The organism is Aminobacter aganoensis (genome assembly GCF_014206975.1).
Lineage (GTDB): Bacteria > Pseudomonadota > Alphaproteobacteria > Rhizobiales > Rhizobiaceae > Aminobacter > Aminobacter aganoensis.
The window spans coordinates 299,419-320,991 of record NZ_JACHOU010000003.1 but is presented as its reverse complement, the minus strand read 5'-3'; the positions used below and the strand labels follow the sequence as shown (position 1 = coordinate 320,991).

The following is a 21,573-nucleotide window of genomic DNA, read 5'->3' as shown; positions in this document are numbered from 1 at the left end:
GGGCCTCTGGCTAGCGAAGATCGAGCCGCATGACAAGCGCCCCGGTGGCGCCCTGCGCCGACTGGTAGTAGTTCGGGCGCTTGCCGACCTCGTGGAAGCCGAACTTGCGGTAGAGGCCGATCGCCGGCGCGTTGGTCTCGTCGACCTCGAGGAACAGCGCTTCGGCGCGCTGGGCGTGCAGTTCGCGCAGCACCGCATCCATCAGCCGCCAGCCGAGACCATGGCGGCGATGGCTGCGCGAAACCGCGATGGTCAGGATCTCCGCCTCGCCCGCCGCCAGCCTTGCCAGCACGAACCCCGCCGGCGCCTCGGCGCCGTGGCCGATCTGGCGCACGGCAAAGCCGAACACCGTATCCTGTTCGAGCAGGGCGGCGAACTCTTCGCCCGACCAGGGGCGGACGAAATCCTCGCGGTGCAGCGGAGCGATGGCGGCGCTGTCGCCGATGGTCAGGAGTTCGAGCGCGTAGTCGCGCTTCAGCGGCCAGAACGGCAGTTTCATTTCTGTTCCCTCGGCAGCACGAAGCCGGCCTGCGGCTTGGCGTCCGGCGCTCTCAGGTAGACGGGTTTCGGCCGCTCGCCCGGTTCCTTGGCGGCGGCAAGGCGGGCATAGGTGCCGATGTCCGACGTCGCCAGTTCCGGACCGAAGGCGAAGATGCGGTCGACCTTCGCCGCATCGGCGATCTTCCGCGCGGCGGTGCCCGCCAAGGCCACGTCGCCGGACATGGCGATTTCGATTGCCTCGGCCAGGGTCAGGACCGCCGGTTCGCGCAGCACGGCACCTTGCTCGTCATACAAGGCGGCGTGGATTTCCTCGCGGCCGGCATCAAGCGCGGCGAGAACGTTCCTCGGGCCGATCGCATCGCGCGTCTCGCGGGCCAGCGCCTCGATCGTGGTGACACCGACGGCAGGGATCTTCAACGCCAGCGAGAACCCTCGCGCGGCCGACACCGCCACGCGCACGCCGGTGAACGAGCCCGGCCCTGTGGAAACGGCGATACGTCCAAGATCGGCATAGGCCTTGTCGGCCTGCGCCAGCGCCTCGTCGATGACGGCCATCAGGTGCTCGGCATGGCCCTTGCCGAGATCGCGCACGGACCGGCCAAGCTCGCGGCCTGCATCTGTGTCGTAGACGCTGGCGGCGCAGAGGCTTGCGGCACAGTCGATGGCGAGCAGGATCATGGTATTGGCCGCCGCCTTGAGTTGCTAATTGGGCGCTCCTTCGCACCCCCCTCTGCCCTGCCGGGCATCTCCCCCTCAAGGGGGGAGATCAGTCTCGCAACCCGCGGCGCCCATTCTGCAACGTCGCAAGGATAGTCCCTGCGATTTTGACGATTGGCCGCAGCGCCGATGACGGCGTGATCTCCCCCCTTGCGGGGGAGATGCCCGGCAGGGCAGAGGGGGGTGCCAAGGGACGCGTTCATGCGACGTAAATTACCACGGACTGCTTAGCATTCCGTTGGCAATGCTCAGCCTCTTTCCTTAGCCTTGAGCTCCAGCCTTCTCTTGTGGAGGACCGGTTCGGTGTAGCCGTTGGGCTGGGCGCGGCCTTCGAAGACGAGGTCGCAGGCGGCGCGGAAGGCGGTCGACTGGTCGAACTCGGGGGCCATCGGCCTGTAGAGCGGGTCGCCGACATTCTGGCGGTCGACGATGGCCGCCATGCGCTGCAGCGAATCCATCACCTGGATGTGCGAGCAGACGTCGTGGCGCAGCCAGTTGGCGATGTGCTGCGAGGAGATGCGCAAGGTGGCGCGGTCTTCCATCAGGCCGACGTCGTTGATGTCGGGCACCTTGGAGCAGCCGACGCCCTGGTCGATCCAGCGCACGACGTAGCCCAAAATGCCCTGCGCGTTGTTGTCGAGCTCGCGCTGGATCTCGTCGGGTGTCCAGTTGGGACGGACGACCACCGGCACCGACAGGATGTCGTCGAGACGCGCCTTGGGGCGGGACTTGAGCTCTGCCTGCACCTGGTGCACGTCGACCTTGTGGTAGTGGGTGGCATGCAGCGTCGCTGCCGTCGGCGACGGCACCCAGGCGGTGTTGGCGCCGGCGCGTGGGTGGGCGATCTTCTGCTCCAGCATCGCCGCCATCAAATCCGGCATCGCCCACATGCCCTTGCCGATCTGGGCATGGCCCGACAGGCCGCATTCGAGGCCGGTGTCGACGTTCCAGGCCTCGTAGGCATTGATCCACGGCGCCTGCTTCATGTCGCCCTTGCGCACCATCGGGCCTGCTTCCATCGACGAATGGATCTCGTCGCCGGTGCGGTCGAGGAAGCCGGTGTTGATGAACACCACGCGTTCCTTGGCAGCACGGATGCACTCCTTGAGGTTGACGGTGGTGCGCCGCTCCTCGTCCATGATGCCCATCTTGATGGTTTTCCGGGGCATGCCGACGAGGCGCTCGACGCGGTCGAATATCTCGACGGCGAAGGCGACCTCCTCGGGGCCGTGCATCTTCGGCTTGACGACATACATCGAGCCTTTTCGCGAGTTGGCTTTGCGGCCGTTGGCGCCGACGTCGTGCAGGGCGATCAGCGCGGTGATCGCCGCGTCCATGATGCCCTCCGGCACCTCGTGGCCGTCGCGGTCATGGATCGCGGGGTTGGTCATCAGGTGGCCGACATTGCGCACCAGCATCAGCGAGCGGCCGGGCAGCGAGACAGCGCCGCCATCCGGGCCGGTGTATTCACGGTCGCCATTCAGCCTGCGCGTCACAGGCTTGCCGCCCTTGTCGAAGGTTTCCGACAGGTCGCCCTTCATCAGGCCGAGCCAGTTGCGGTAGACCACGACCTTGTCTTCGGCATCGACCGCGGCGACCGAATCCTCGCAATCCTGGATGGTGGTCAGCGCGGACTCGAGGATCATGTCGGAGATGCCGGCCGGATCGGTCTTGCCGATCGCGCTGTCGCGGTCGACCACGACCTCGACATGCAGGCCGTTCCTGACCAGCACCACGGCATCGGGATTCTTCTCAACACCGCGATAGCCCGCAAACTGCCTGGCATCGCGCAGCACAACCGTGCCCGACGCGGTCGCAAGCTTCAGCGCGCCGCCGTCGACCGAAAGCCCGGTCACATCCGACCAGCTGCCCTGTGCCAGCGGTGCGGACTCGTCCAGGAACGCCTTGGCCCAGGCGATGACCTTTTGGCCGCGCTTGGGGTTGTAGCCCCTGCCCTTCTCCGCACCGTCGGCATCGGAAATCGCGTCGGTGCCGTAGAGCGCGTCGTAGAGCGAGCCCCAGCGGGCGTTCGCCGCGTTGAGCGCATACCGCGCGTTCATCACCGGCACCACCAGCTGCGGCCCGGCGACGGTGGCGATCTCGGGATCGACATTGTCGGTGGTCACCGAAAAGGCCGGGCCTTCCGGGACCAAGTAACCGATCTCGCTCAGAAACGCCTTGTAGGCCGCCATGTCGTGCGGCGCGCCGTGCTTGCGGTACCAGGCATCGAGCTTCAACTGGAAGTCGTCACGCTTTTCCAGGAGCGCCCGGTTCTTCGGCCCGAGATCGTGCACGATGTCGGCAAAACCCTCCCAGAACGCATCCGCCGAAACACCCGTGCCGACCAGCGCCTCCAACACCACGAAGTCGTGCAACTCACGCGATATCGATAGGCCAAAGAGTTCGACGGTGTCGGTCATATCTTGCGCTCCAGAATTCCGGCGCCGCAGGGGCGTTCAAAACAAGGTTTTCGGGCGTTTGGCATGCAAAGCCCGCAGGGTCAATTCGTCCAATGTTGCAAGGCAGCATAGATTGCCACCCGGCGCGCCGCCGCAAATCGATTTAGCCGTCAAACCGCGATCCTGGGCCTGCCCGCGGCAATCGCCAGCACATGCGCCTCGATGAACATGCGCTGGCCCTCGACCGTCGAGACCTTGAAGTCGGCCGTCACCTCGATCTCGGCGGCATCGGTGCCGGCATCGCGCGCCTTGGCGGCGACGATGGCGCGCACCTCGGCTTCGGCCAGCGCCATTGCCGCGTCCTCGTCGACGAAGTCGCGCACGAGCTCGCCGACCGCCACCCTAAACAGCCCCTCCTTGGGCTGGCTGACGCGGGCCTCGGCGGTGACGCGGACCTGGCCGACAACCGCACCCAGCGCATTGGCGACGTCGGTGTCCTCGGGCACCACGCATTCGTTGCCGACCAGCGGCGGCAGGCCGGCATAATGCAGCGGGGCGGAAGCGCCGAGGCCGATCACCGGTCGGTCGAGCGCGACCGCGAAACGCGCGATGCCGGGATGGGAATCGACCGCGCGCTGCACCAGCGCATGCGCAACGGTCGCGGCACCGTCGAGCCCGTCCTCGGCGAAGGCGGTCTCGAGGATGACTTCCGCCGACAGGCGGGTGAGCGTCGCCAGCACACGCTCGGACAGCGCTTCCGGGCTCGCCGCGATCGGCTGGCCACGGCCGTCGCGCTTGCGGGCGAACAGCTCGGCGCCGAGCCGTGCGGCGGCCTCGTCCCAGTTCGCCTGGCGGCCGAGCACATGGGCGGCATCCGAGGGCGTGAAGCCGACGACATGGACCAGCCCGCGCGACACCAGCCGGTTGAGCGTGGCGTTCTGGGCGTTGGAGGTGAGCAGGCGGTCGACCGGCAGCGGCACGGTGCCTATCTGGTCGTAGAGCCTGGCCTCGGGCGCGGTCAGGCCGGCGGCGAGCCGTTCCGGCACGCCGGTGCGGACGGCGAAGCGGCCGTCGAGGCGGCCGGGATTGGGGGCGCGCAGCTGGCGCTCCAGCTCCGCCGTCACCGCCTCGCCATGGACCATGCCGGCAAGCGCCAGCGGCACGACGCGGCGCGGGCCGAGCGACATTCTGGGCTTCAGCCCGCCCTCTTCCAGCGCCACCTCGGAATCGCCGCCGAGGCCGAAGGTGCGCATGGCGACCGCCTCGACCATGGTGCGGAAGCCGCCGACGGTTGCGCCCTCGGGATCGAGCCGCGGGCGGCCATGGTCGAGCACAGCGACGTCGGTGGTGGTGCCGCCGATGTCGGAGACCACCGCATTGTCGAGCCCGGTCATGTGGCGGGCGCCGACGAGGCTGGCGGCGGGGCCGGACAGGATGGTCTCGATCGGGCGCTGGCGGGCGAATTCGGCCGAGACCAGCGCGCCGTCGCCGCGCACCACCATCAGCGGGGCAACGATGTTGCGCTTTTTGAGGAAGCCTTCGGTCGCGGCGACGAGGCGGTCGATCATCGAGATCAGGCGGGCGTTGAGCAAGGTGGTCAGCGCCCGGCGCGGGCCGCCGAGCTTGGCCGACAGCTCGTGGCTGGCAGTGACGGGCAGGCCGGTTTTTTGCCGGATCAGGTCGCGCGCGGCGATCTCGTGGGCCGGGTTGCGGGTGGCGAAATAGGCGCAGACGGCAAAGCCCGAGACGGATTTTTCGAGCTCGGGCAAGGCCGCCTCGAGCGGCGCGAGGTCGAGGGGCCGGGCATTGCCGTGGACGTCGTGGCCGCCCTCGCACAGCACCAGCGGGTCGGAGCCGAGCGCGGTCCTGAGCCCGTCGCGGCCAAGGTCGGCCTCGGAAAAGCCGACCATGACGAGCGCGACACGCCCGCCCTGGCCCTCGACAAGCGCGTTGGTGGCGAGCGTGGTCGACATCGACACCAGCTTGATGGCGGCGGGGTTGACGCCCGCCCGGTCGAGCACCGCGTCGACCGCGCCCGAAATGCCCTCGGCAAGGTCGTGGCGGGTGGTCAGCGACTTGGCCTTGGCCAGCACCGTGCCCTGCGGCGAATGCGCCTCCGACCACAGCACGGCGTCGGTGTAGGTGCCGCCGGTGTCGATGCCGAGGAAAAGCGGGGCGTGGTGGCTGGCGTGCATGCGCTGGTGTTCCGGAGTTCCTAATCTCCGTCCCGCTTAGCCGATATGCCGGCCAAAGGAAAATTGGCCAGCCGCCCGAAACGACGGGGTCAGCCATCGCCCCGCGCCTCGAGGCCGGCGACCATACGGTCGGTTTCGGCGCGGATCTCGGCGCGCAGCTCCTCGACAAGGTCGGCATCGAGCGGCACGCAGGGCGGGATGAACGGCCTGAAGGGGAACGACCAGTCGTCCTCGGCGCGGCGGCCGGTGCAGCGGCCCAAGCGCCGGCAGCCGCGCAACGGGCAGGTGCGGACAAAACCGCGATGGGCGGCGAGCAGCTGGAACAGGCCGAGATAGATGCCCTTGGCCTCGGCATGCTCCCGCTGGTCGCGCAGCACGCAGGCCCATTGCGCGTCGGTTTCCGCGCGGCGCGGGAAATTTCTCGGCTCGAAGGTGGGGTGCCAGGATTTTGGTTGGTCGCTCATGGGGGCTCCTTGGGGTGGGGGTTTCCTTCTCCTACAGAGGGAGAAGGCAAGTGCCGGCCTTGCCACGCCCCGTTTCCGGTCTGGCCATTGAGAGGTGGGAAGACGGGCGGTCGCGGGGCCGCTCGGGTTGATAGAGGCGCGGTCTCGCGACCGCCCGTCCGGCGATTTCTGATCCCGTCCGTTCCGCTTCCGGGGCGCGGGCATTTTCGCCTGTGCCCCCACTAGCGCATCGTCCAGCGCACCCGGGCCGTAGTGCCCGGAGGGGAACCCTTGGACGGAACCTCCCCGGGCGGCGGGCTACGCTGGCCCATCGCCGGAGGCGCCGGCCCCTGCCCACGCAATCACCGTCATGACCGGTGTTCCCATGGCAGGGACGGGATGGATTATGGGGCAGGTTTCTGGGGGCGTGGAGAAAGGGGCGCGGATGTTCACGGGGGTGGAGCCCGCAAATGGCCCATACCGAGATCCTTCGCACCCCCCTCTGCCCTGCCGGGCATCTCCCCCACAAGGAGGGAGATTAATCTCGTCGCCCGCGGGCCAGGCGGCGAGAATTTCCTTGCGAGGTCAGCGGCTTGGCGGAGACGCGATGACAGCCTGATCTCCCCCCTTGCGGGGGAGATGCCCGGCAGGGCAGAGGGGGGTGCGAAGGATCACAGCATCCCAGAAAATCGAAAAACTCTTCAAACCCGTGGAGAAATTCTCCCCCGCTCAGCCCTGCGAAATCTGCTCGTCCTGCTCGACGGTGAGCGGTTTTACCCCTGCCGGCAGCGGTTCGACGGCGGGTTGCTCGACCACCGGCCGGGGCGCGGCCACCGGCGCGGGGGGCACGGGCGCACGGGCAGCGCAGGCGGGCAGGATGGCCAGGGCAAGGAGGACGGCGAGCGGTTTCATGGAGCGGGCGTTAGGCGGAAGGTGTGGCGGGATCGCGGCGGCAGATGAGCCTGCCGCCTGGATTTGGTCAAGCCGCCCCTGACAACTGCTGACGGAAGCCTGTCAGCCGTGGCGTGTTTTATGGCGACGATGTCGAGGGTGGGGTGCCAGTGCGCGTGCGGTTTGTCTGGACGGGTGGGGAGGAACCGCGCTGGGAACAGGCGATGACGGCGGCGAGACGTGGGAGGTGAATTGGGTGATGCGGTTTGGGAGGTGAAAGGGTCGTGCGTAGATCGGTCCTTGAACTCGCCGTCGACCGAACTGGCGACACTACTAGTCGTCGTAGCGCTCGCGCATTTCTTCTAGCATGCGCTTCAGTTCACCAGTCCGACTCACGGTAGCGGATTCCAGTTCGCTGGCGTAAGCGAGAGGCGCCATGGAGCCGCCCTCAAACTCGGCTGCAGCAAACTTGGCCTGGGTATGAGCATACTTTTCCCAACGTTCCTGAGCTTCTTCGAGCGCCGATGCTTGCGCTGCGCTAATCCAGCCTGAGCGCTCCAACGCGATGACGGCACGTTCCATCTGTTGTCTTGCGACGTCCGCGCGGCGTCCTGCCTCCACATTCATTTCGGCCTGCGTCATATGGGTGCTGTCGATAACTTCAATGGCGTTTTCAACGAACGCTTCTTGTTGGCTGCTGAGAACGCTCATGAACTGAGCGGCATCATCGCGAGCGTACTTCACCAAATCCGGGTCTTTTCCCACAGATTTGAGCTTTTCCATTATGCTTAGCGTCAGAATATTTTCCTCAACGTTCGCCTTCCTGCGCGCGGAGGGAATAATGCGATTAATCCATTCGGTGCTTGTGGGGATGAAAACTGAACGAAAAATATCCGCGACAAACCCCAAAACGAAGCCACCCAACCATTCCAACTTGATCCCCTCTACTATGCAGAAATAGTTAGCTTGCCGACGCCTAGAAAATTGTCTTCAATATTTTTTCTGTTCCAGAAAGGAGGTCTTCTATTTCTTCCTTTGTTGGCTCACGACCTTTCGAATGGTCGCAAAGATTCCTAATGTCGGCAAGATGCTGGTTGAACCGCCATTGCGGCACGGTGATGGTGTCATTCTCGCGAAGCAGCTGATTCAAATCGGATATTCCGGGATGTTTTTTTCGAATGGAAATGCCGTGCGAATCGCAGGTTTGCGTAAGGTGCTTTTCGATTACAACTCCGCAAATAGCTCCGGCCGCTCGCAGATATCCCGCTTTCGCCAACGCCTTTGCGCTCTCGACTTCACTATCAAATAGGTCCGCTTGTAGTACACTTCTTAGTTCAAGCAATCGGCTCCCAAGCGCAGCCCTTGCCGCCTTGACGATGTTAAGTTGTTGCACAAATTCTGGTATCGCCGCGCTACTATCTACTTGTATTTCCCCTCCCCATCGAATGGTAAGCCCCTGCAAGGCATCTCTGATCATGTAATTCTCGAAGGTAATTTCCTTTCTTATCTTCGTGTATTCATAAAATGAGTTGAAATCTTTAAGGCGATCCGGAAGTATTTGCTTAACTACAGCCTGCGCTTTAGAGAACCATCCTTGATATTCTGATTTGAACACAGGCAATTTCTTAAAATACCCATCGACTTTATCTTTGCCGAACGCCTTCTCGACCTGACTCTTAAATTCGTTTGGACGGCACATATGTTGCATTGCCATGTGAAGCATATCGCCGCGCTCCACCAGCTCATCCAGTTCCTTTGAAAATTTGTCAGCTTTTTCAGACAACGCGCCCCCCCGTCAGTAGAGCTTAAGTAGAATCGGCTCGCGGGATCATAGCAGCGCGCCAAATTCCAAACCCGTAACGCCCCCTCGGTGGCCTTCATAGTGAACGTGTCGAACCAAGAGAGCACCAAGCACTTACTCAGCCTTCGCCCGGCATCTGCACTGCCGTCCCCCCGCTAAGAAGAAAGCGATTGAGAGGCGGAGGCGCCGCAGTAGCCCTCACTGTGAGCCTGTCGAACAACGAGGGCGCTGGGCGCCATATCCTGCACGCCCCAAAACGTCATGGTTCGACAGGCTCACCATGAGGGTTTTGGGGGTGGCGCACGCAGGTCATCCTTCGACAGGCCCATCCTTCGACAAGCTCAGGATGAGGGCTGCGCTGGGACCAGCACTGCATTTTTGCGGAGGCTGCACGCATGGAAGTCACCGTCTACATCCTGCGCTGCGCGGATGGCTCCTATTACACCGGCCTGACCAAGCAGGAGATCGAGGCGCGGGTGTGGGAGCACAACGAAGGTCTCCATGACGGCTACACCGCCAAGCGGCGACCGGTGACGCTGGTGTTTACCGAAACATATGACCGGATCGTCGAGGCGATCGAGCGCGAACGGCAGATCAAGGGCTGGACGCGTGCCAAGAAGGAAGCGCTGATTGCGCTGGCCTATGAGAGGCTGCCGGAATTGGCGAAGAACCGGCAAGGGGTTGAGTTCACGCCGTGGTGGAAGCGTTCGGGCGAAGGCGATGATGGACCGGATTCGGATGGTTCGACAGGCTCACCATGAGGGCGGTGGGTGCGGCGGCCCCAAGACCCTCGTGGTTCGACCGTCCCAAGCTCACGGCAACCACGAGTGTTTTGGGTGGGTTGCGTAAAGTTCTGGGTCGTCGCGACTCAGAGGGAAGACGGCCGTGGCAGGCGAAGGCGCTCCAGTAGCCCTCATGGTGAGCCTGTCGAACCACGAGGGCGCAAGGCGCCATATTCTGGACGCCCCAAAACGTCATGGTTCGACCGTTCGACAAGCTCACGGCTCACCATGAGGGTTTTGGGGGAGCCCGTCATCGACGTGCACCGCTGATCTGCGACGAAGCTTGGTTGGTGAGGTAGCACTGCCCCTCATCCGGCCCTGCGGGCCTAACCCCCACCCGGCGGCTGCGCCGCCACCCTCCCCACAAGGGGGAGGGTAAGGGCAGTGCTAGTTATCGCCCATCTTCAGCGCCTGAATAAACGCTTCCTGCGGGATGTCGACCTTGCCGAACTGGCGCATGCGCTTCTTGCCCTCTTTCTGCTTCTCGAGCAGCTTGCGCTTGCGGGTGACGTCGCCGCCGTAGCACTTGGCGGTGACGTCCTTGCGCAGCGCCGAGATGGTCTCACGCGCAATGACCTTGCCGCCGATGGCGGCCTGGACCGGGATCTTGAACATGTGCTGCGGGATCAGCTCCTTCAGCTTCTCGACCATGACGCGGCCGCGCTTTTCGGCTGCGGTGCGGTGGACGAGCATGGAGAGCGCGTCGACAGGCTCCTCGTTGACCAGGATAGACATCTTGACGAGGTCGCCTTCCTTGTAGTCGGTGAGGTGGTAGTCGAAGGAGGCGTAGCCCTTGGAGATCGACTTCAAGCGGTCGTAGAAGTCGAACACCACCTCGTTGAGCGGCAGGTCGTAGACCAGCATGGCGCGCTTGCCGACATAGGACAGGTCGGCCTGGATGCCGCGGCGCTCCTGGCAGAGCTTGAGGATCGAGCCGAGATAGTCGTCGGGGGTGAGGATGGTGGCGCGGATCCACGGCTCCTCGATCGAGGCGATCTTGACCACGTCGGGCATGTCGGCGGGGTTGTGCAGTTCCTTGGTCGAACCGTCGTTGAGGTTCATGCGGTAGACGACGGACGGGGCGGTGGCGATCAGGTCGAGGTTGAACTCGCGCTCGAGCCGCTCCTGGATGATCTCGAGGTGCAGGAGGCCGAGGAAGCCGCAGCGGAAGCCGAAGCCGAGGGCGGCCGAGGTTTCCATCTCGAAGGAGAAGCTGGCGTCGTTGAGGCGCAGCTTGCCCATGGCGGCGCGCAGGTCCTCGAAGTCGGCGGCGTCGACCGGGAACAGGCCGCAGAACACCACCGGCTGGGCCGGCTTGAAGCCCGGCAGGGCCTTTGCGGTGGGGCGCTTGTCCTCGGTGATGGTGTCGCCGACGCGGGTGTCGGCCACTTCCTTGATCGAGCCGGTGAAGAAGCCGAACTCGCCGGGGCCGAGCTCGTCGACCTGGACCATCTTGGGGGTGAAGACGCCGGTGCGCTCGACCAGGTACTTGGCGTTGGTCTCCATCATGCGGATGGTCTGGCCCTTCCTGAGCTTGCCATCGATGATGCGCACCAGCACGATGACGCCGAGATAGGTGTCGTACCAGCTGTCGACCAGCATCGCCTTGAGCGGGGCGTCGATGTCGCCCTCGCGCGGCGGCGGCAGCTGGGTGACGATCGCCTCCAGCACGTCCTCGATGCCGAGGCCGGTCTTGGCCGAGATGTGCACGGCCTGGGAGGCGTCGATGCCGATGACTTCCTCGACCTGCTCCTTGATGCGCTCGGGCTCGGCGGCGGGCAGGTCGATCTTGTTCAGCACCACGACGATCTCGTGGTTGTTGTCGATGGCCTGGTAGACGTTGGCGAGCGTCTGGGCCTCGACGCCCTGGGAGGCGTCGACGACGAGCAGCGAGCCCTCGCAGGCCGACAGCGAGCGCGACACCTCATAAGCGAAGTCGACGTGGCCGGGCGTGTCGATCAGGTTGAGGACGTAGTCCTCGCCATTGTTGGCCTTGTAGTTGAGGCGGACGGTCTGGGCCTTGATGGTGATGCCGCGCTCGCGCTCGATGTCCATGTTGTCGAGGACCTGCTCGGTCATCTCGCGCAGTTCCAGCCCGCCGGTGGACTGGATCAGCCGGTCGGCAAGCGTCGACTTGCCGTGGTCGATGTGGGCAACGATGGAGAAATTGCGGATGTGGTCGAGCGGTGTGGTCATGCGCCGCGCTTTAGCAGGGGCGGCAAGCGTTAACAAGCGCGGCTTTGCGACCTCAGGCGGTGGCGGGCTGGACCGGGCGGACGGCCGCGGCGGGACCAAACAGCATCTTGACGAAGCTGCGGAAGGCCAGGACCTGGTGCTCGAGGCGGCGCGGGTCGGCCATAAGCTTGGACATGATGATGCCGCCGTCGACGATGCAGGACATCATGTCGGCGACGGTGTCGAGGTCGACCGCCTCGCGCGGCGGGTGCAGGCGGGCGATCTCGTCGAGCGTGGCGCGGAAACGGGCGTTCCAGCCCTGCACCGAACTGGCGGCGATGGCGCGGACCTCGCGGTCGAACATGCGCTCCTGGTAGCAGACCGAGGCGATGAGGCAGCCGGGGTGGCCATTGGGCAGGTCGGCCATGACCTCGGCGAGCAGCTTGAGGCCGATGAGGAAGGCCTGGAGCGGGTCGTCGGAGAGTTGGCGGCCGCGGCCGAAGACGTCGTCGAAGACGCGGTCGTTGGCCGCGACGTAGCGCAGCAGCATGGCGCGGGCGAGCTCGTTCTTGTCCTTGAAGTGGTAGAAGAAGCCACTCTTGGTGAGGCCGGCCTCGGCGATGACCTCGTCGATGGAGGTGGCGCCGAAACCCTTGGCGAGCACCGACATCTCGGCGATCGCGAGAATCCGCTCACGGGTTTCGAGGCCCTTGCCCATATCCGATCCGAAACGCTGTACCCGAGGTACGGTTTTTGGCCCCGGCAGAATATCACCGATGACACACACGCCGCCACAGGCTTGGCCAAGCCATTGGAATTTTTACCTGTTTCACGATGCGACGACCACCGCACCGCAAGATTTCTAGTTCCGAAGCAACGGCTGGGCGACACTTTCGCCATTCCCGATGCCGGCCGTGCGGCAGGACGGGAACCGTTGGTATCGGAGACAAAGATGGCCAAGTACCGCAACGACCTGCCGCAGATGAAGGGCGGACTGTTCCTCAGCGACGGCGGCATGGAAACGACGCTGATTTTCCATGACGGCGTCGAGCTGCCGCATTTCGCCTCCTTCGTGCTGCTCGACAGCGCCGAGGGCCGGGCACGGCTGAAGGGCTATTACGAGAAATATCTCGACATCGCCCGCCGGCGCGGCACCGGCTTCGTGCTCGACAGCGCGACATGGCGCGCCAACCCCGACTGGGGCGCGAAGCTGGGCTACGGGGCGGAGGCGCTGAAGGCGATCAACGTCGGCTCGATCCGCCTGCTCGAAGAGCTACGCGACGCGTGGGAAGCACCGGAGACGCCGCTGGTGGTGAGCGGCGCCATCGGCCCGCGCGGCGACGGCTACAAGGCCGGCAACATGGATGCGCGCGAGGCCGAGGCCTACCACGCGGCCCAGATCGCCAGCTTTGCCGAGGCCGGTGCCGACATGGTGGCGGCCTATACGCTGACCAACATCGACGAGGCGATCGGCATCGCCCGCGCGGCGAAAAAGCTCGGCATGCCGTGCATGATCTCGTTCACGGTGGAGACCGACGGCAGGCTGGTGACGGGGAAGACGCTGAAGGAGGCGATCGAGACGACCGACCGCGAGACCGGCGCCTACCCGCTCTACTACATGATCAACTGCGCCCATCCGAGCCATTTCGCCCCGGCGCTGGCGGCGGGCGAACAATGGCTCCAGCGGGTGGCCGGGGTGAAGGCCAACGCCTCGGCCAAGAGCCATGCCGAGCTCGACAATTCGGAAACGCTGGACCCCGGCGATCCCGCCGATCTCGGCCGCCGCTACAGCGCGCTGACGCGGTCGTTTCCGACGATGCGCATCCTCGGCGGCTGCTGCGGCACCGACCACCGCCACATCGCGGCGATCTGCCAAGCCTGCCTGCCGAACTGAGGCACGGCGCCGCCGCGGCCCTCGCACAGGGCGAGCGGGCCGCGGTCAGGCCGTTCCGGCAATCGCCATGGAGCGGAGGTCGCGGCCCTTGCGGCGGGTGCAGGCGGCCAGCAGCGCCGAGCAGAGAATGTCGACATCGGTGCCTTCGCGCGGGCACCAGCCACACGGGCAGGCAGCCGGCCCGGAGTGGGCATCCGCGGTCTCGCGGTAGATCGAGCCCACGGCCTGGGCGGCGAGCCGCATGACGACCATCGGCGGCAGGCCCGTCTTGCGCATGACCTCGCAGAATTCGTTCATGATGGTGGCGCGGATATGCGCCTGGGCTTCCTCGTGCCGACGTTCGTTCTCGCTCAGATGTGCCAACAAGAAAATCTCCAGATCAGAAACGTGTGCGCCCTCGGCGGGGCCTGTGATTCATCGGCCGGGAACGACGGCGGCTGCCACCAGCCGCAGGGCTTCGCGTGCCGCGTCGAGCTGGCGCATCGCCTCGAACAGCGCTTCCTTGTCGCGGCGGTGCATGTCGAGGGCATCGACGAACAGGGTGTTTTCGCCGATCTCGGGCTGCGGCAAGGCATTGAGCCGGCCGAGGCTTTCGTTGGCGATGCGCCGCGCGCTGTCGACCTGCGATTTCAGGGCTTCGACACGACCGAAAAGCGAGAGATAGCGGCCAATGTCCGTTTCGCGGCTGCCTGCTTCGGAAAAGCCCGCGCTGGGAGCGACATGCATCATCCGGTTCGCCTCCTGTGTTCGTCCGACACCATGACCGCGCGCCGAACGATGCGCGGCCATGGCAACCTAACCCGCCGCCTGGAATGAGCCAATACAAAACTGGACTAAAAATATCAAGTTTAAAAACATGACATTCCGGGATGGGTGACAAACGGCAGAGCCGACGTTCCCGCCCTGCCCCCGGGCAGCAGCCCAAAGCGCGGTTGACTGGGCTGGCGGTGCGCGCTCCTATATGGACCGCAGCCGGGGGACGGCTGCAGAATGGAGGAGCGGTCATGGCCGAGAAGGCTGCGCACAGTGACGAAGGCCTGACCGCCGAGGCCCGCCCCGCCACCAAGGAAGACGCCGACATCCTGGCAAGGCTGGTGAACATGGCCGGCGACGGCCTGCCGCTGTATCTCTGGACCAAGATGGCCGAAGGCGGCGATCCCTGGGAGATGGGGCGCCAGCGGGCACGGCGCGAAGAGGGCAGCTTCTCGTACCGCAACGCCGTCGTGCTGGAGCACGGCAAGGTGCTGGCCTGCCTGATCGGCTATCCGATCGAGCCGACGATACCCGACCCCGACACGCCCGCGATGTTCGTGCCGTTCAACATGCTCGAGGCGCTGGCCGTCGGCAGCTGGTACGTGAACGTGGTGGCGACGCTGCCCGAGGCGCGGGAACGCGGCTTCGGCTCGCGGCTGCTGGCCATGGCCGACGCAATAGCCGAGGCCACCGGCTGCACGGGCACCAGCCTGATCGTCTCGGACGCCAACGCCACGGCCCGGCACCTCTATGAGAGCGCCGGATACCGCGAGATCGCTACCGAGCCCATGGTCAAGGAGGGCTGGACCGGCGCGGGCGAGAACTGGGTGCTGATGGTCAAGCCGTGAGGCGCTCCGACAGCCCTGCCCGCATGGCCCCCCCGAGATGACATTCTGCGACGACGCCATGATGGGCTACGACGACGCGCGCCGGAGCTTCGGCCCAGGCGAGGCACTGGATTTCGACGAGGCCTATCGCCTCGCCCACCTGCCGCTGGTGGCCCCGGGCCACCCGGACGCACTGGCCGGCAAGGATGGGACCGACTATCGCAACGGTCGATACGCGACGCCGCGGCATTCGCTGGTCGTGCCTGTCGATGCCGGGGAGTTGGGCAGGTCAGAGGCGTTTCGACGGTTCGAGGCGGAGCTTCGCTCGTTTTCGTTCAGCGACAAGATCGCCTGGAAAATCGGCCGGGAACGTTCTCCCAAGCTGCATGCGACGATCGTCGGCGGCCTTGCCGAAACCGATCTGGCGCGTTGCGCCGATGCCGCCGCGGCGGCTCTCGCCCCGCTGGGCGCACTCTCCCTGCGCATCGGCGGGCCGTTCCTCGGCCGGATCAACACCGGCCGCATCTACCTGCCGGTCTATCCCTGTTGCCGCGACGGCGAGGACGTGTTCGCGCTCGTCCAGCGGGCATGCGGCGCGCGGCAGACCCGCTTCTACGTGGTCGGCTGCTATCACTTCGCGGCGGCGCTGAGCGTTGCGGAAACGGCCGATCTGTCGGGGCTGGCGGAGCGGTGGCGCCGGCGCATCCTGGCCGAACTGCCGGTGACGTCGCTGGCAGTGATGGCGACGAACGATGACCTGGCGCTTTCCGGGCGGGTGGTTGCGGCAATCCCGGCGGGAGGTGGCTAGGCTGTCAATTGACCCTTGCGCTTGCATTACACGGGGTCTGACGGCTGGGATTGCTACCGCGCGAAGGTGCGGTCGGAAGATACGGCTGCCGTTCTGGGCCGCCGTGCCTTTCATTGATGTCACGGCATGGCGACGTCGAAGTCGGCGCAGGGGATGGATTGCCGCATATCCATGTCCGGTTGTCGTGGCATGAAAGCAAAGCTGGAGTTCGCCAGAACTTTTTCCCTATCCGGCGTGAACCTTCTTCCCCTGCCAGGACACACACGATCGTGGCGGCCGGAAAGCCGCAAGATCAAGGTGTCCCAGAGGAGAACCCGAAATGACGACCATGACCAACAGCATCATCCGTTCGTCGCTGATCGCGACGCTTGCCCTGTCGATGTCGGCCTTTGCCGGCGCTGCCTCCGCAGCCCAGCTCAAGGCCCGCGTGCCGGCACCACCGCCGCACCAGCTCGGCCTCAAGGCGCCGGGCGGCGGCGGACAGGCACAGGGCCATGTCGAGACGTGCAACAACAAGGCATCGTGCAACCTGATGATCGCCTATTGCGCCGGCCATGGCGGCGACTGGGAAGAAACCGGCACCCCCGGCCCGCAGGGCGAACCGCAGAAAGGCAAGTGTACCTATCCCTGATGGCATCAGGGGCTCCCAAGACGTGAAGCTGCCCACCCTCCCGTCTCCGGACGGGAGGGTTTTTGCGCGGGATGCCGCGATAGCGTTGGACCGTGTCGCCGCGCTGCTTGACGTTGGGGCGGCATTCGGAGCAAATCGCGGGCATTCTCGGGAGCTTGCCTCACATGTCAGTTATCGGCCTTTCACTGATTGGTTTTTCGACCGTCATCTTCCTGATCGCCGCGATGGTGGCCAAGACCTGGGGCATCGAGCCGACCATCGGCAAGCTGGTGGTGACGCTGCTCCTCTATTCCCTCGGCAACCTCATCATGCTGCGCCTGGTGCGCGACTTCGGCATGTCGGTGTCGTTTTCGCTGTCGGCCGTCATCCAGCTGATCGCCGTCAACCTCGTCGCCATCGTCTATTTCGGCGAGAAGCTAAGCGGCATCCAGGGCATCGGCGTCGGGCTCGCGGTGGTGGCCGTGGCGCTGATCACGCTCGGGCCGGCGCTGGCCGGGAAGTAAGGCCGCGGGCGATCGGGACCGGTCCGCCCGCAGTGGTCGGTGCCCTTTCCTAAAGTCTAGAAGCTGTCGCGATCGTCGCTACGCGGGTCGCCATTCACCAGATGCGGTTCGTAGATGCCCGAGCGAGCGGTGCGCCGCCAAGGGCGAGACAGGTTCTGTGCATCGCAAGAAATGTCCGCGACGGCGATGGCGGCAGAGCCATCCGCTGGGCACCGCGCGGCCCATCGACCACCCGATGCGATGATGCCGGACGGTGCCGTCGCGCTGTGCTGGGCGTGGACAGCGAAACTGGTCCAGTAGCTGTTGCTGGCCGCATGACCCTGCATCTCGGCAGAAAAACCATCGGGCAAAGCCCCGCCAGTGGTCGAGAACAGCACGCAATCGACATCGAGCCGCTCGTATTCGGCGAAGAGTTCCGGGAAGTGCGACTCCATGCCGAGCGTGCAGCCGAAGCGGACACCGTCAACATCGAAGGTGACCGGGATCGAGCCGGGCGCATACATGAACGAGACCTTGGTGTTGGACAGCATGCGCTCGTCATAGCGCGTCACCAGTTGCCCGCGGTCGGAGACAACGTACAGGGAGTTGTGCGGACGGTTGGGCTCGGTGAGAGGGTGCACCGAGCCCAAGACCGTCCATAAGCCGAGTTCGCGCGCACATGTCCCAATGGCGTCCAGTTCCTCGCGCAAGACAGCCCATTCGAACCGGGTCCAATCGGATGGGCCGATGTGTTCGCGCCCGGTGCTGGACATGGTGCGTTTGTTGGGGGTGCAGGTCGCGCCCTCGGGGAAATGCACCAGCCGCGCGCCCAGCTGACGCGCCTCGAGCATGAGGCGGCGTATCTCTAACCCGGCACGGCGCAGGCCGGCGATGTCGCGGGGATCGTCGCAGGCAGTGGTCTGGGCGACGGCCAGACGCACGGACCTGGCCTGAGGCTGCGAGTTGCTGGATGGGCGGAGGTGCCTGAGTGCGGAGGTGTAGGACTCACCTGTCCTGGCAGCACGAGCGCGCACGCGACGCTTGAAGTTTCGGTTTTCGGTCATCGTCGGGGCCTTTCACGTCTCGGACGGCGTTCCCCAGCAACCACACCCGAAACATCAGGACCAAGACAACGACCCGAGACAACTGTCCCTTTGCCTCCTGGAAGGACCATGCTGGGGAAGGTCCGAGGAGGTTGAGCGTGAGCCACGCGCAGGCAAAAGATGCCGACGCGTCCCCGATTCGTCAACCGAAACAGATGCACGCAAGCACATCAGAGGCAGGGCAAATGGGGGCCAGGCGGCCCCCATTGTCGTGGCATGGTTCGGTCGGGCTCAGACCGCGATCTTGCCGCCGCCCTGCCTGGTGATGACGACGACGGCCGGGCGGACCGGCATGTCGGGCTTGAAGTCGGGCCAGCGGGTCGACAGGTCCTCGTAATAGGACGGGCGGCCGAAACCTTCCCAGTCCTCGCCGCCGTCGCCCGGATGCTGGACGGCGACGAAGGCGGTCTGGTCGTCGGGCGTGAACAGCGGGCCGCACATCTCGGCGCCGACGGGTACGCGGAAGAACAGCTTGGAGGTGGCGCGGGCCTCGCCTTCGGTGTCGACGGCCCAGAGACCGTCGGTGCGGCCGGTGGCCTTGGGCGAGTTGCCGTCGGTCGAAACCCACAGGCGGCCGGCGGAATCGACGGCGCAGTTGTCGGGCATGCCGAACCAGCCATTCTCGGAGGTCGAGGTCGAGAACGAGGCGCCGACCTCGGCGATCGCCGGGTCGCCGCACTTGAGCAGAACTTCCCACTTGCCCCTGGTGGCGGTGAAGTCGCCGGCGTCCTCGATCAGCTCGATGATGTGGCCGAAAGCGTTTTCGGCGCGCGGGTTGGCGGCGTCGACCTGGTCGGCCTTGCGCTTGGTGTTGTTGGTCAGCATGACATAGACCTTGCCGTTGACGGCGTTGGGCTGGATGTCCTCGGGGCGGTCCATCTTGGTGGCGCCGAGCAGGTCGGCGGCGCGGCGGGTCTCGATGACGACGTCGGCCTGGCTGACGAAGCCGTTGTCGGCGGTAAGCGGGCCTTCGCCCTGGACCAGCGGCAGCCATTCGAAGGCGCCGTCCTCGGCGAACCTGGCGACGTAGAGCGTGCCGGCGTCGAGCAGGTCGAGATTGGCGGCGCGGTCCTGCGCGTTGAACTTGCCCGCGGTGACGAACTTGTAGACGTAGTCGAAGCGCTCGTCGTCGCCGAGGTAGAAGACGACGCGGCCGTCGCCGGCCACGATCGACTCGGCGCCCTCGTGCTTGAAGCGGCCGAGCGCGGTGCGCTTCTTGGGCAGCGAGGTCGGGTCGTTGACGTCGACCTCGACGATCCAGCCGAAGCGGTTGGGCTCGTTGGGCTCCTTGGAGACGTCGAAGCGGTCGTAGAACTTGAACCACTCATAGGTGCCTTCGGGCACGCCGAGGCGCTCGTAGTTGGCGGCTTCGGGGTGGTCGGCGGGCAGCTCGCCGCCGAAATAGCCGTGGAAATTTTCCTCGGCCATGATGTAGGTGCCCCAGGGCGTGACGCCGCCGGCGCAGTTGTTGAGCGTGCCGAAGACCTTGGTGCCGGTGGCGTCGGCATTGGTCTTGAGGCGGTCGTGGCCGGCGGCCGGGCCGGTCAGCTGCATCTCGGTGGTGGCGGTGATGCGGCGGTTGAGCTTGCCGTCGCGGACGACCTGCCACTTGCCGGCGTCCTTGCGGATCTCGACGATGGTGCCGCCATGGGCTGCCATCTCGATGTCGACGCGCTTCTGGTCGGCGGAAGACACCTCGATCTTGCCGTCGACGAGCTTGACGATGCCCGGGAACATCAGGTGCTCGTTGGTGTATTCGTGGTTGACGACGAGCAGGCCGTGCTCGGACGAGCCTTCGAGCTCGATGTAGCCGACATAGTCGTTGTTGTAGCCGAACTGCCTGGCCTGGGCTTCCGCCGACTGGTTGAGCGGGTCGAATTCGGGCGCATCGGCGAAGATCGGATCGCCCCAGCGCAGCAGCACGTCGGCGTCGTAGCCGGCGGCGACATGGTGCTTGTCGTCGATGCCGGCCGCGACCTCGTCGAAGGTGAAGGCCGAGCCGCCGGCGGCGCGGGCATCGTCGGCGAGGATGATGGCGATGGGGCTGACGGTGGCGGCGATGGCCGAGACGGCGAGCGAGCCCTGGAGGAAGCCGCGGCGCGAGAAGCGCCGGGCGATGATGTCGCCCATGGTGCGGTTTTCGGTCGGGTTGTGGCCGGGGCCGTCATTGTCCTCGAGCATCGACGTGCGGAACTTCTGATCGTGGGGCTGGCTCATCTGGTAACCTCTGGCGGGTGTTCGGCTTGGGGTTCGCCGAGACCGCTAGTTGCCGCGCATAACAGCAGCATGACAGTGTGGCCGAAAATCCGCCCTGCCGCCAAACGTGACCGGCGCGAGCGCGCTGCGACCTTTTGCATGCATGCCTTTTCTTTGGGAAAGAGCTCCCCACTTGTTCCGAACTTGTTGCGAACGGGCCCGGAAGCGGCCATCCCAAGGTGGAAGGGAACGGCACGACGATGCATCAGAGCTTGTGGAACCGGATCGAATTCTCGCTGTTGGCGGCGGGTATCATCATCGCCGGCGGGCTGTGGGGCTTCGTCGAGCTGTCCGAGGTGGCGCGCGACGCGGCGCCGCACGCCTTCGACACCGACATCCTGCTGTTCTTCCGCGAAGCCGGCAACCCGGCCGACCCGATCGGCCCGTCATGGCTGGAAGAGGCGATGCGCGACATCACCGCGCTCGGCAGCGCCTCGGTGCTGATCTACATCACCGCCATCGTCGTCATCTATCTCGGCATGACCCGGCGCTGGGGTCCGGCACTGTTCGTGTTCGCCTCGGTGGCCGGCGGCCAGGTGCTGTCGAGCCTGCTCAAGCTCGGCATCGACCGTCCCAGGCCCGACCTGGTGCCGCATCTGGCGCAGGTCTACACGATGAGCTTTCCCAGCGGTCACGCGATGCTGTCGGCGGTGACCTATCTGACGCTGGGCGCGCTTCTGGCGCGGTTCCTGCCGGGACGGGCGACGACGATCTTCGTCTTCGCCGTCGCCATCCTGACGACCCTGATGGTCGGCATCAGCCGCATCTATCTCGGCGTCCACTGGCCGTCGGACGTGCTGGCCGGCTGGTGCGCCGGCTTTGCCTGGGCGACGCTGTGCTGGCTGGTCAGCCGCTATTTGATGCGGCCGAAAATCGGCGAGGCATGACACACGCTACAGGCATCAATAATGATGC

General features: G+C 65.4%; 20 protein-coding genes and 1 pseudogene. 7 read left to right on the top strand and 14 right to left on the bottom strand.

Annotated features, from left to right (window positions below):
• Positions 1–10 precede the first annotated feature (10 nt).
• The 8 genes from GGR00_RS09160 to GGR00_RS09125 all read right to left on the bottom strand — a co-directional run bounded on the left by GGR00_RS09160 (position 11) and on the right by GGR00_RS09125 (position 8,929).
• The gene (locus GGR00_RS09160) at positions 11–499 is read right to left on the bottom strand and encodes a GNAT family N-acetyltransferase (protein WP_184699275.1); all 489 of its coding nucleotides are present in this window, start codon (positions 497–499) and stop codon (positions 11–13) included.
• Entirely contained in the window at positions 496–1,179 is a 684-nt protein-coding gene (gene tsaB / locus GGR00_RS09155) for a tRNA (adenosine(37)-N6)-threonylcarbamoyltransferase complex dimerization subunit type 1 TsaB (protein ID WP_184699274.1), read from the bottom strand. The genes GGR00_RS09160 and tsaB overlap by 4 nt, the downstream gene beginning before the upstream one ends.
• A gap of 287 nt (positions 1,180–1,466) precedes the next feature.
• Entirely contained in the window at positions 1,467–3,638 is a 2,172-nt protein-coding gene (locus tag GGR00_RS09150; RefSeq protein ID WP_184699273.1) for a malate synthase G, read from the bottom strand.
• 149 nt (positions 3,639–3,787) lie between these two features.
• Positions 3,788–5,812 carry a hydantoinase/oxoprolinase N-terminal domain-containing protein gene (locus tag GGR00_RS09145; RefSeq protein ID WP_184699272.1) on the bottom strand — a complete coding sequence of 675 codons (2,025 nt, stop codon included), beginning with the start codon at positions 5,810–5,812 and terminating at the stop codon, positions 3,788–3,790.
• A gap of 89 nt (positions 5,813–5,901) precedes the next feature.
• Positions 5,902–6,276 carry a hypothetical protein gene (locus GGR00_RS09140; protein ID WP_055980900.1) on the bottom strand — a complete coding sequence of 125 codons (375 nt, stop codon included), beginning with the start codon at positions 6,274–6,276 and terminating at the stop codon, positions 5,902–5,904.
• A gap of 708 nt (positions 6,277–6,984) precedes the next feature.
• Positions 6,985–7,167 carry a hypothetical protein gene (locus tag GGR00_RS09135; RefSeq protein ID WP_184699271.1) on the bottom strand — a complete coding sequence of 61 codons (183 nt, stop codon included), beginning with the start codon at positions 7,165–7,167 and terminating at the stop codon, positions 6,985–6,987.
• 312 nt (positions 7,168–7,479) lie between these two features.
• Positions 7,480–8,079, bottom strand: coding sequence for a lysozyme inhibitor LprI family protein (locus tag GGR00_RS09130; RefSeq protein WP_184699270.1), 600 nt, complete (start codon positions 8,077–8,079; stop codon positions 7,480–7,482).
• Positions 8,080–8,122: 43 nt separating this feature from the next.
• Positions 8,123–8,929 carry a hypothetical protein gene (locus GGR00_RS09125; protein ID WP_210314979.1) on the bottom strand — a complete coding sequence of 269 codons (807 nt, stop codon included), beginning with the start codon at positions 8,927–8,929 and terminating at the stop codon, positions 8,123–8,125.
• Positions 8,930–9,342: 413 nt separating this feature from the next.
• Here GGR00_RS09125 and GGR00_RS09120 point away from each other — a divergent pair.
• Positions 9,343–9,621: pseudogene (locus GGR00_RS09120) on the top strand (GIY-YIG nuclease family protein); the annotation flags it as partial.
• Between the two features lie 495 nt (positions 9,622–10,116).
• Here GGR00_RS09120 and lepA read toward each other — a convergent pair.
• Positions 10,117–11,925, bottom strand: a complete 1,809-nt coding sequence (lepA, locus tag GGR00_RS09115) for a translation elongation factor 4 (protein WP_184699268.1) — start codon at positions 11,923–11,925, stop codon at positions 10,117–10,119.
• Between the two features lie 52 nt (positions 11,926–11,977).
• Complete coding sequence (locus tag GGR00_RS09110) at positions 11,978–12,622, bottom strand: TetR/AcrR family transcriptional regulator (RefSeq protein WP_184699267.1); 645 nt, start codon at positions 12,620–12,622, stop codon at positions 11,978–11,980.
• Between the two features lie 234 nt (positions 12,623–12,856).
• Here GGR00_RS09110 and GGR00_RS09105 point away from each other — a divergent pair, with 234 nt between their 5' ends.
• Complete coding sequence (locus GGR00_RS09105; RefSeq protein WP_184699266.1) at positions 12,857–13,798, top strand: homocysteine S-methyltransferase family protein; 942 nt, start codon at positions 12,857–12,859, stop codon at positions 13,796–13,798.
• Between the two features lie 45 nt (positions 13,799–13,843).
• Here GGR00_RS09105 and GGR00_RS09100 read toward each other — a convergent pair whose 3' ends face one another.
• Entirely contained in the window at positions 13,844–14,164 is a 321-nt protein-coding gene (locus tag GGR00_RS09100) for a hypothetical protein (RefSeq protein WP_244487916.1), read from the bottom strand.
• Between the two features lie 48 nt (positions 14,165–14,212).
• On the bottom strand, positions 14,213–14,527 hold the full coding sequence (locus tag GGR00_RS09095; RefSeq protein ID WP_055980921.1) for a hypothetical protein: 315 nt from the start codon (positions 14,525–14,527) through the stop codon (positions 14,213–14,215).
• A 275-nt stretch (positions 14,528–14,802) separates the two neighbouring features.
• Between GGR00_RS09095 and GGR00_RS09090 the strand changes: the two genes are divergently transcribed.
• The 4 genes from GGR00_RS09090 (at position 14,803) to GGR00_RS09075 (ending at position 17,320) form a co-directional block, all read left to right on the top strand.
• Positions 14,803–15,399 carry a GNAT family N-acetyltransferase gene (locus tag GGR00_RS09090; RefSeq protein ID WP_082496718.1) on the top strand — a complete coding sequence of 199 codons (597 nt, stop codon included), beginning with the start codon at positions 14,803–14,805 and terminating at the stop codon, positions 15,397–15,399.
• A gap of 58 nt (positions 15,400–15,457) precedes the next feature.
• Positions 15,458–16,186, top strand: coding sequence for a hypothetical protein (locus GGR00_RS09085; protein ID WP_184699265.1), 729 nt, complete (start codon positions 15,458–15,460; stop codon positions 16,184–16,186).
• Between the two features lie 319 nt (positions 16,187–16,505).
• Positions 16,506–16,817 (top strand): hypothetical protein, encoded by a 312-nt coding sequence (locus tag GGR00_RS09080; RefSeq protein ID WP_184699264.1) that lies wholly within the window; start codon positions 16,506–16,508, stop codon positions 16,815–16,817.
• A 164-nt stretch (positions 16,818–16,981) separates the two neighbouring features.
• Positions 16,982–17,320 (top strand): hypothetical protein, encoded by a 339-nt coding sequence (locus GGR00_RS09075; RefSeq protein WP_055980930.1) that lies wholly within the window; start codon positions 16,982–16,984, stop codon positions 17,318–17,320.
• 56 nt (positions 17,321–17,376) lie between these two features.
• Here the strand turns inward: GGR00_RS09075 and GGR00_RS09070 are convergent, their stop codons facing one another.
• A complete protein-coding gene (locus GGR00_RS09070) occupies positions 17,377–18,363 on the bottom strand; it encodes a carbon-nitrogen hydrolase family protein (RefSeq protein ID WP_184699263.1) in 987 nt (328 codons plus the stop codon).
• A 270-nt stretch (positions 18,364–18,633) separates the two neighbouring features.
• A complete protein-coding gene (locus GGR00_RS09065) occupies positions 18,634–20,619 on the bottom strand; it encodes a PhoX family protein (RefSeq protein ID WP_184699262.1) in 1,986 nt (661 codons plus the stop codon).
• A gap of 239 nt (positions 20,620–20,858) precedes the next feature.
• On the opposite strand from GGR00_RS09065, the gene GGR00_RS09060 reads away from it, so the two are divergent.
• Complete coding sequence (locus GGR00_RS09060) at positions 20,859–21,545, top strand: phosphatase PAP2 family protein (protein WP_055980940.1); 687 nt, start codon at positions 20,859–20,861, stop codon at positions 21,543–21,545.
• Positions 21,546–21,573 lie beyond the last annotated feature (28 nt).

Bases quoted from the DNA above. Each gene is read 5' to 3' on its own strand.
- GGR00_RS09110 (WP_184699267.1), bottom strand. From the start codon at position 12,622: ATGGGCAAGGGCCTCGAAACCCGTGAGCGGATTCTCGCGATCGCCGAG.
- GGR00_RS09080 (WP_184699264.1), top strand. From the start codon at position 16,506: ATGACGACCATGACCAACAGCATCATCCGTTCGTCGCTGATCGCGACG.
- GGR00_RS09070 (WP_184699263.1), bottom strand. From the start codon at position 18,363: ATGACCGAAAACCGAAACTTCAAGCGTCGCGTGCGCGCTCGTGCTGCC.
- GGR00_RS09095 (WP_055980921.1), bottom strand. From the start codon at position 14,527: ATGATGCATGTCGCTCCCAGCGCGGGCTTTTCCGAAGCAGGCAGCCGC.
- lepA (WP_184699268.1), bottom strand. From the start codon at position 11,925: ATGACCACACCGCTCGACCACATCCGCAATTTCTCCATCGTTGCCCAC.
- GGR00_RS09075 (WP_055980930.1), top strand. From the start codon at position 16,982: ATGTCAGTTATCGGCCTTTCACTGATTGGTTTTTCGACCGTCATCTTC.
- GGR00_RS09160 (WP_184699275.1), bottom strand. From the start codon at position 499: ATGAAACTGCCGTTCTGGCCGCTGAAGCGCGACTACGCGCTCGAACTC.
- GGR00_RS09065 (WP_184699262.1), bottom strand. From the start codon at position 20,619: ATGAGCCAGCCCCACGATCAGAAGTTCCGCACGTCGATGCTCGAGGAC.
- GGR00_RS09150 (WP_184699273.1), bottom strand. From the start codon at position 3,638: ATGACCGACACCGTCGAACTCTTTGGCCTATCGATATCGCGTGAGTTG.
- GGR00_RS09060 (WP_055980940.1), top strand. From the start codon at position 20,859: ATGCATCAGAGCTTGTGGAACCGGATCGAATTCTCGCTGTTGGCGGCG.
- GGR00_RS09145 (WP_184699272.1), bottom strand. From the start codon at position 5,812: ATGCACGCCAGCCACCACGCCCCGCTTTTCCTCGGCATCGACACCGGC.
- tsaB (WP_184699274.1), bottom strand. From the start codon at position 1,179: ATGATCCTGCTCGCCATCGACTGTGCCGCAAGCCTCTGCGCCGCCAGC.
- GGR00_RS09105 (WP_184699266.1), top strand. From the start codon at position 12,857: ATGGCCAAGTACCGCAACGACCTGCCGCAGATGAAGGGCGGACTGTTC.
- GGR00_RS09085 (WP_184699265.1), top strand. From the start codon at position 15,458: ATGATGGGCTACGACGACGCGCGCCGGAGCTTCGGCCCAGGCGAGGCA.
- GGR00_RS09140 (WP_055980900.1), bottom strand. From the start codon at position 6,276: ATGAGCGACCAACCAAAATCCTGGCACCCCACCTTCGAGCCGAGAAAT.
- GGR00_RS09135 (WP_184699271.1), bottom strand. From the start codon at position 7,167: ATGAAACCGCTCGCCGTCCTCCTTGCCCTGGCCATCCTGCCCGCCTGC.
- GGR00_RS09090 (WP_082496718.1), top strand. From the start codon at position 14,803: ATGGCCGAGAAGGCTGCGCACAGTGACGAAGGCCTGACCGCCGAGGCC.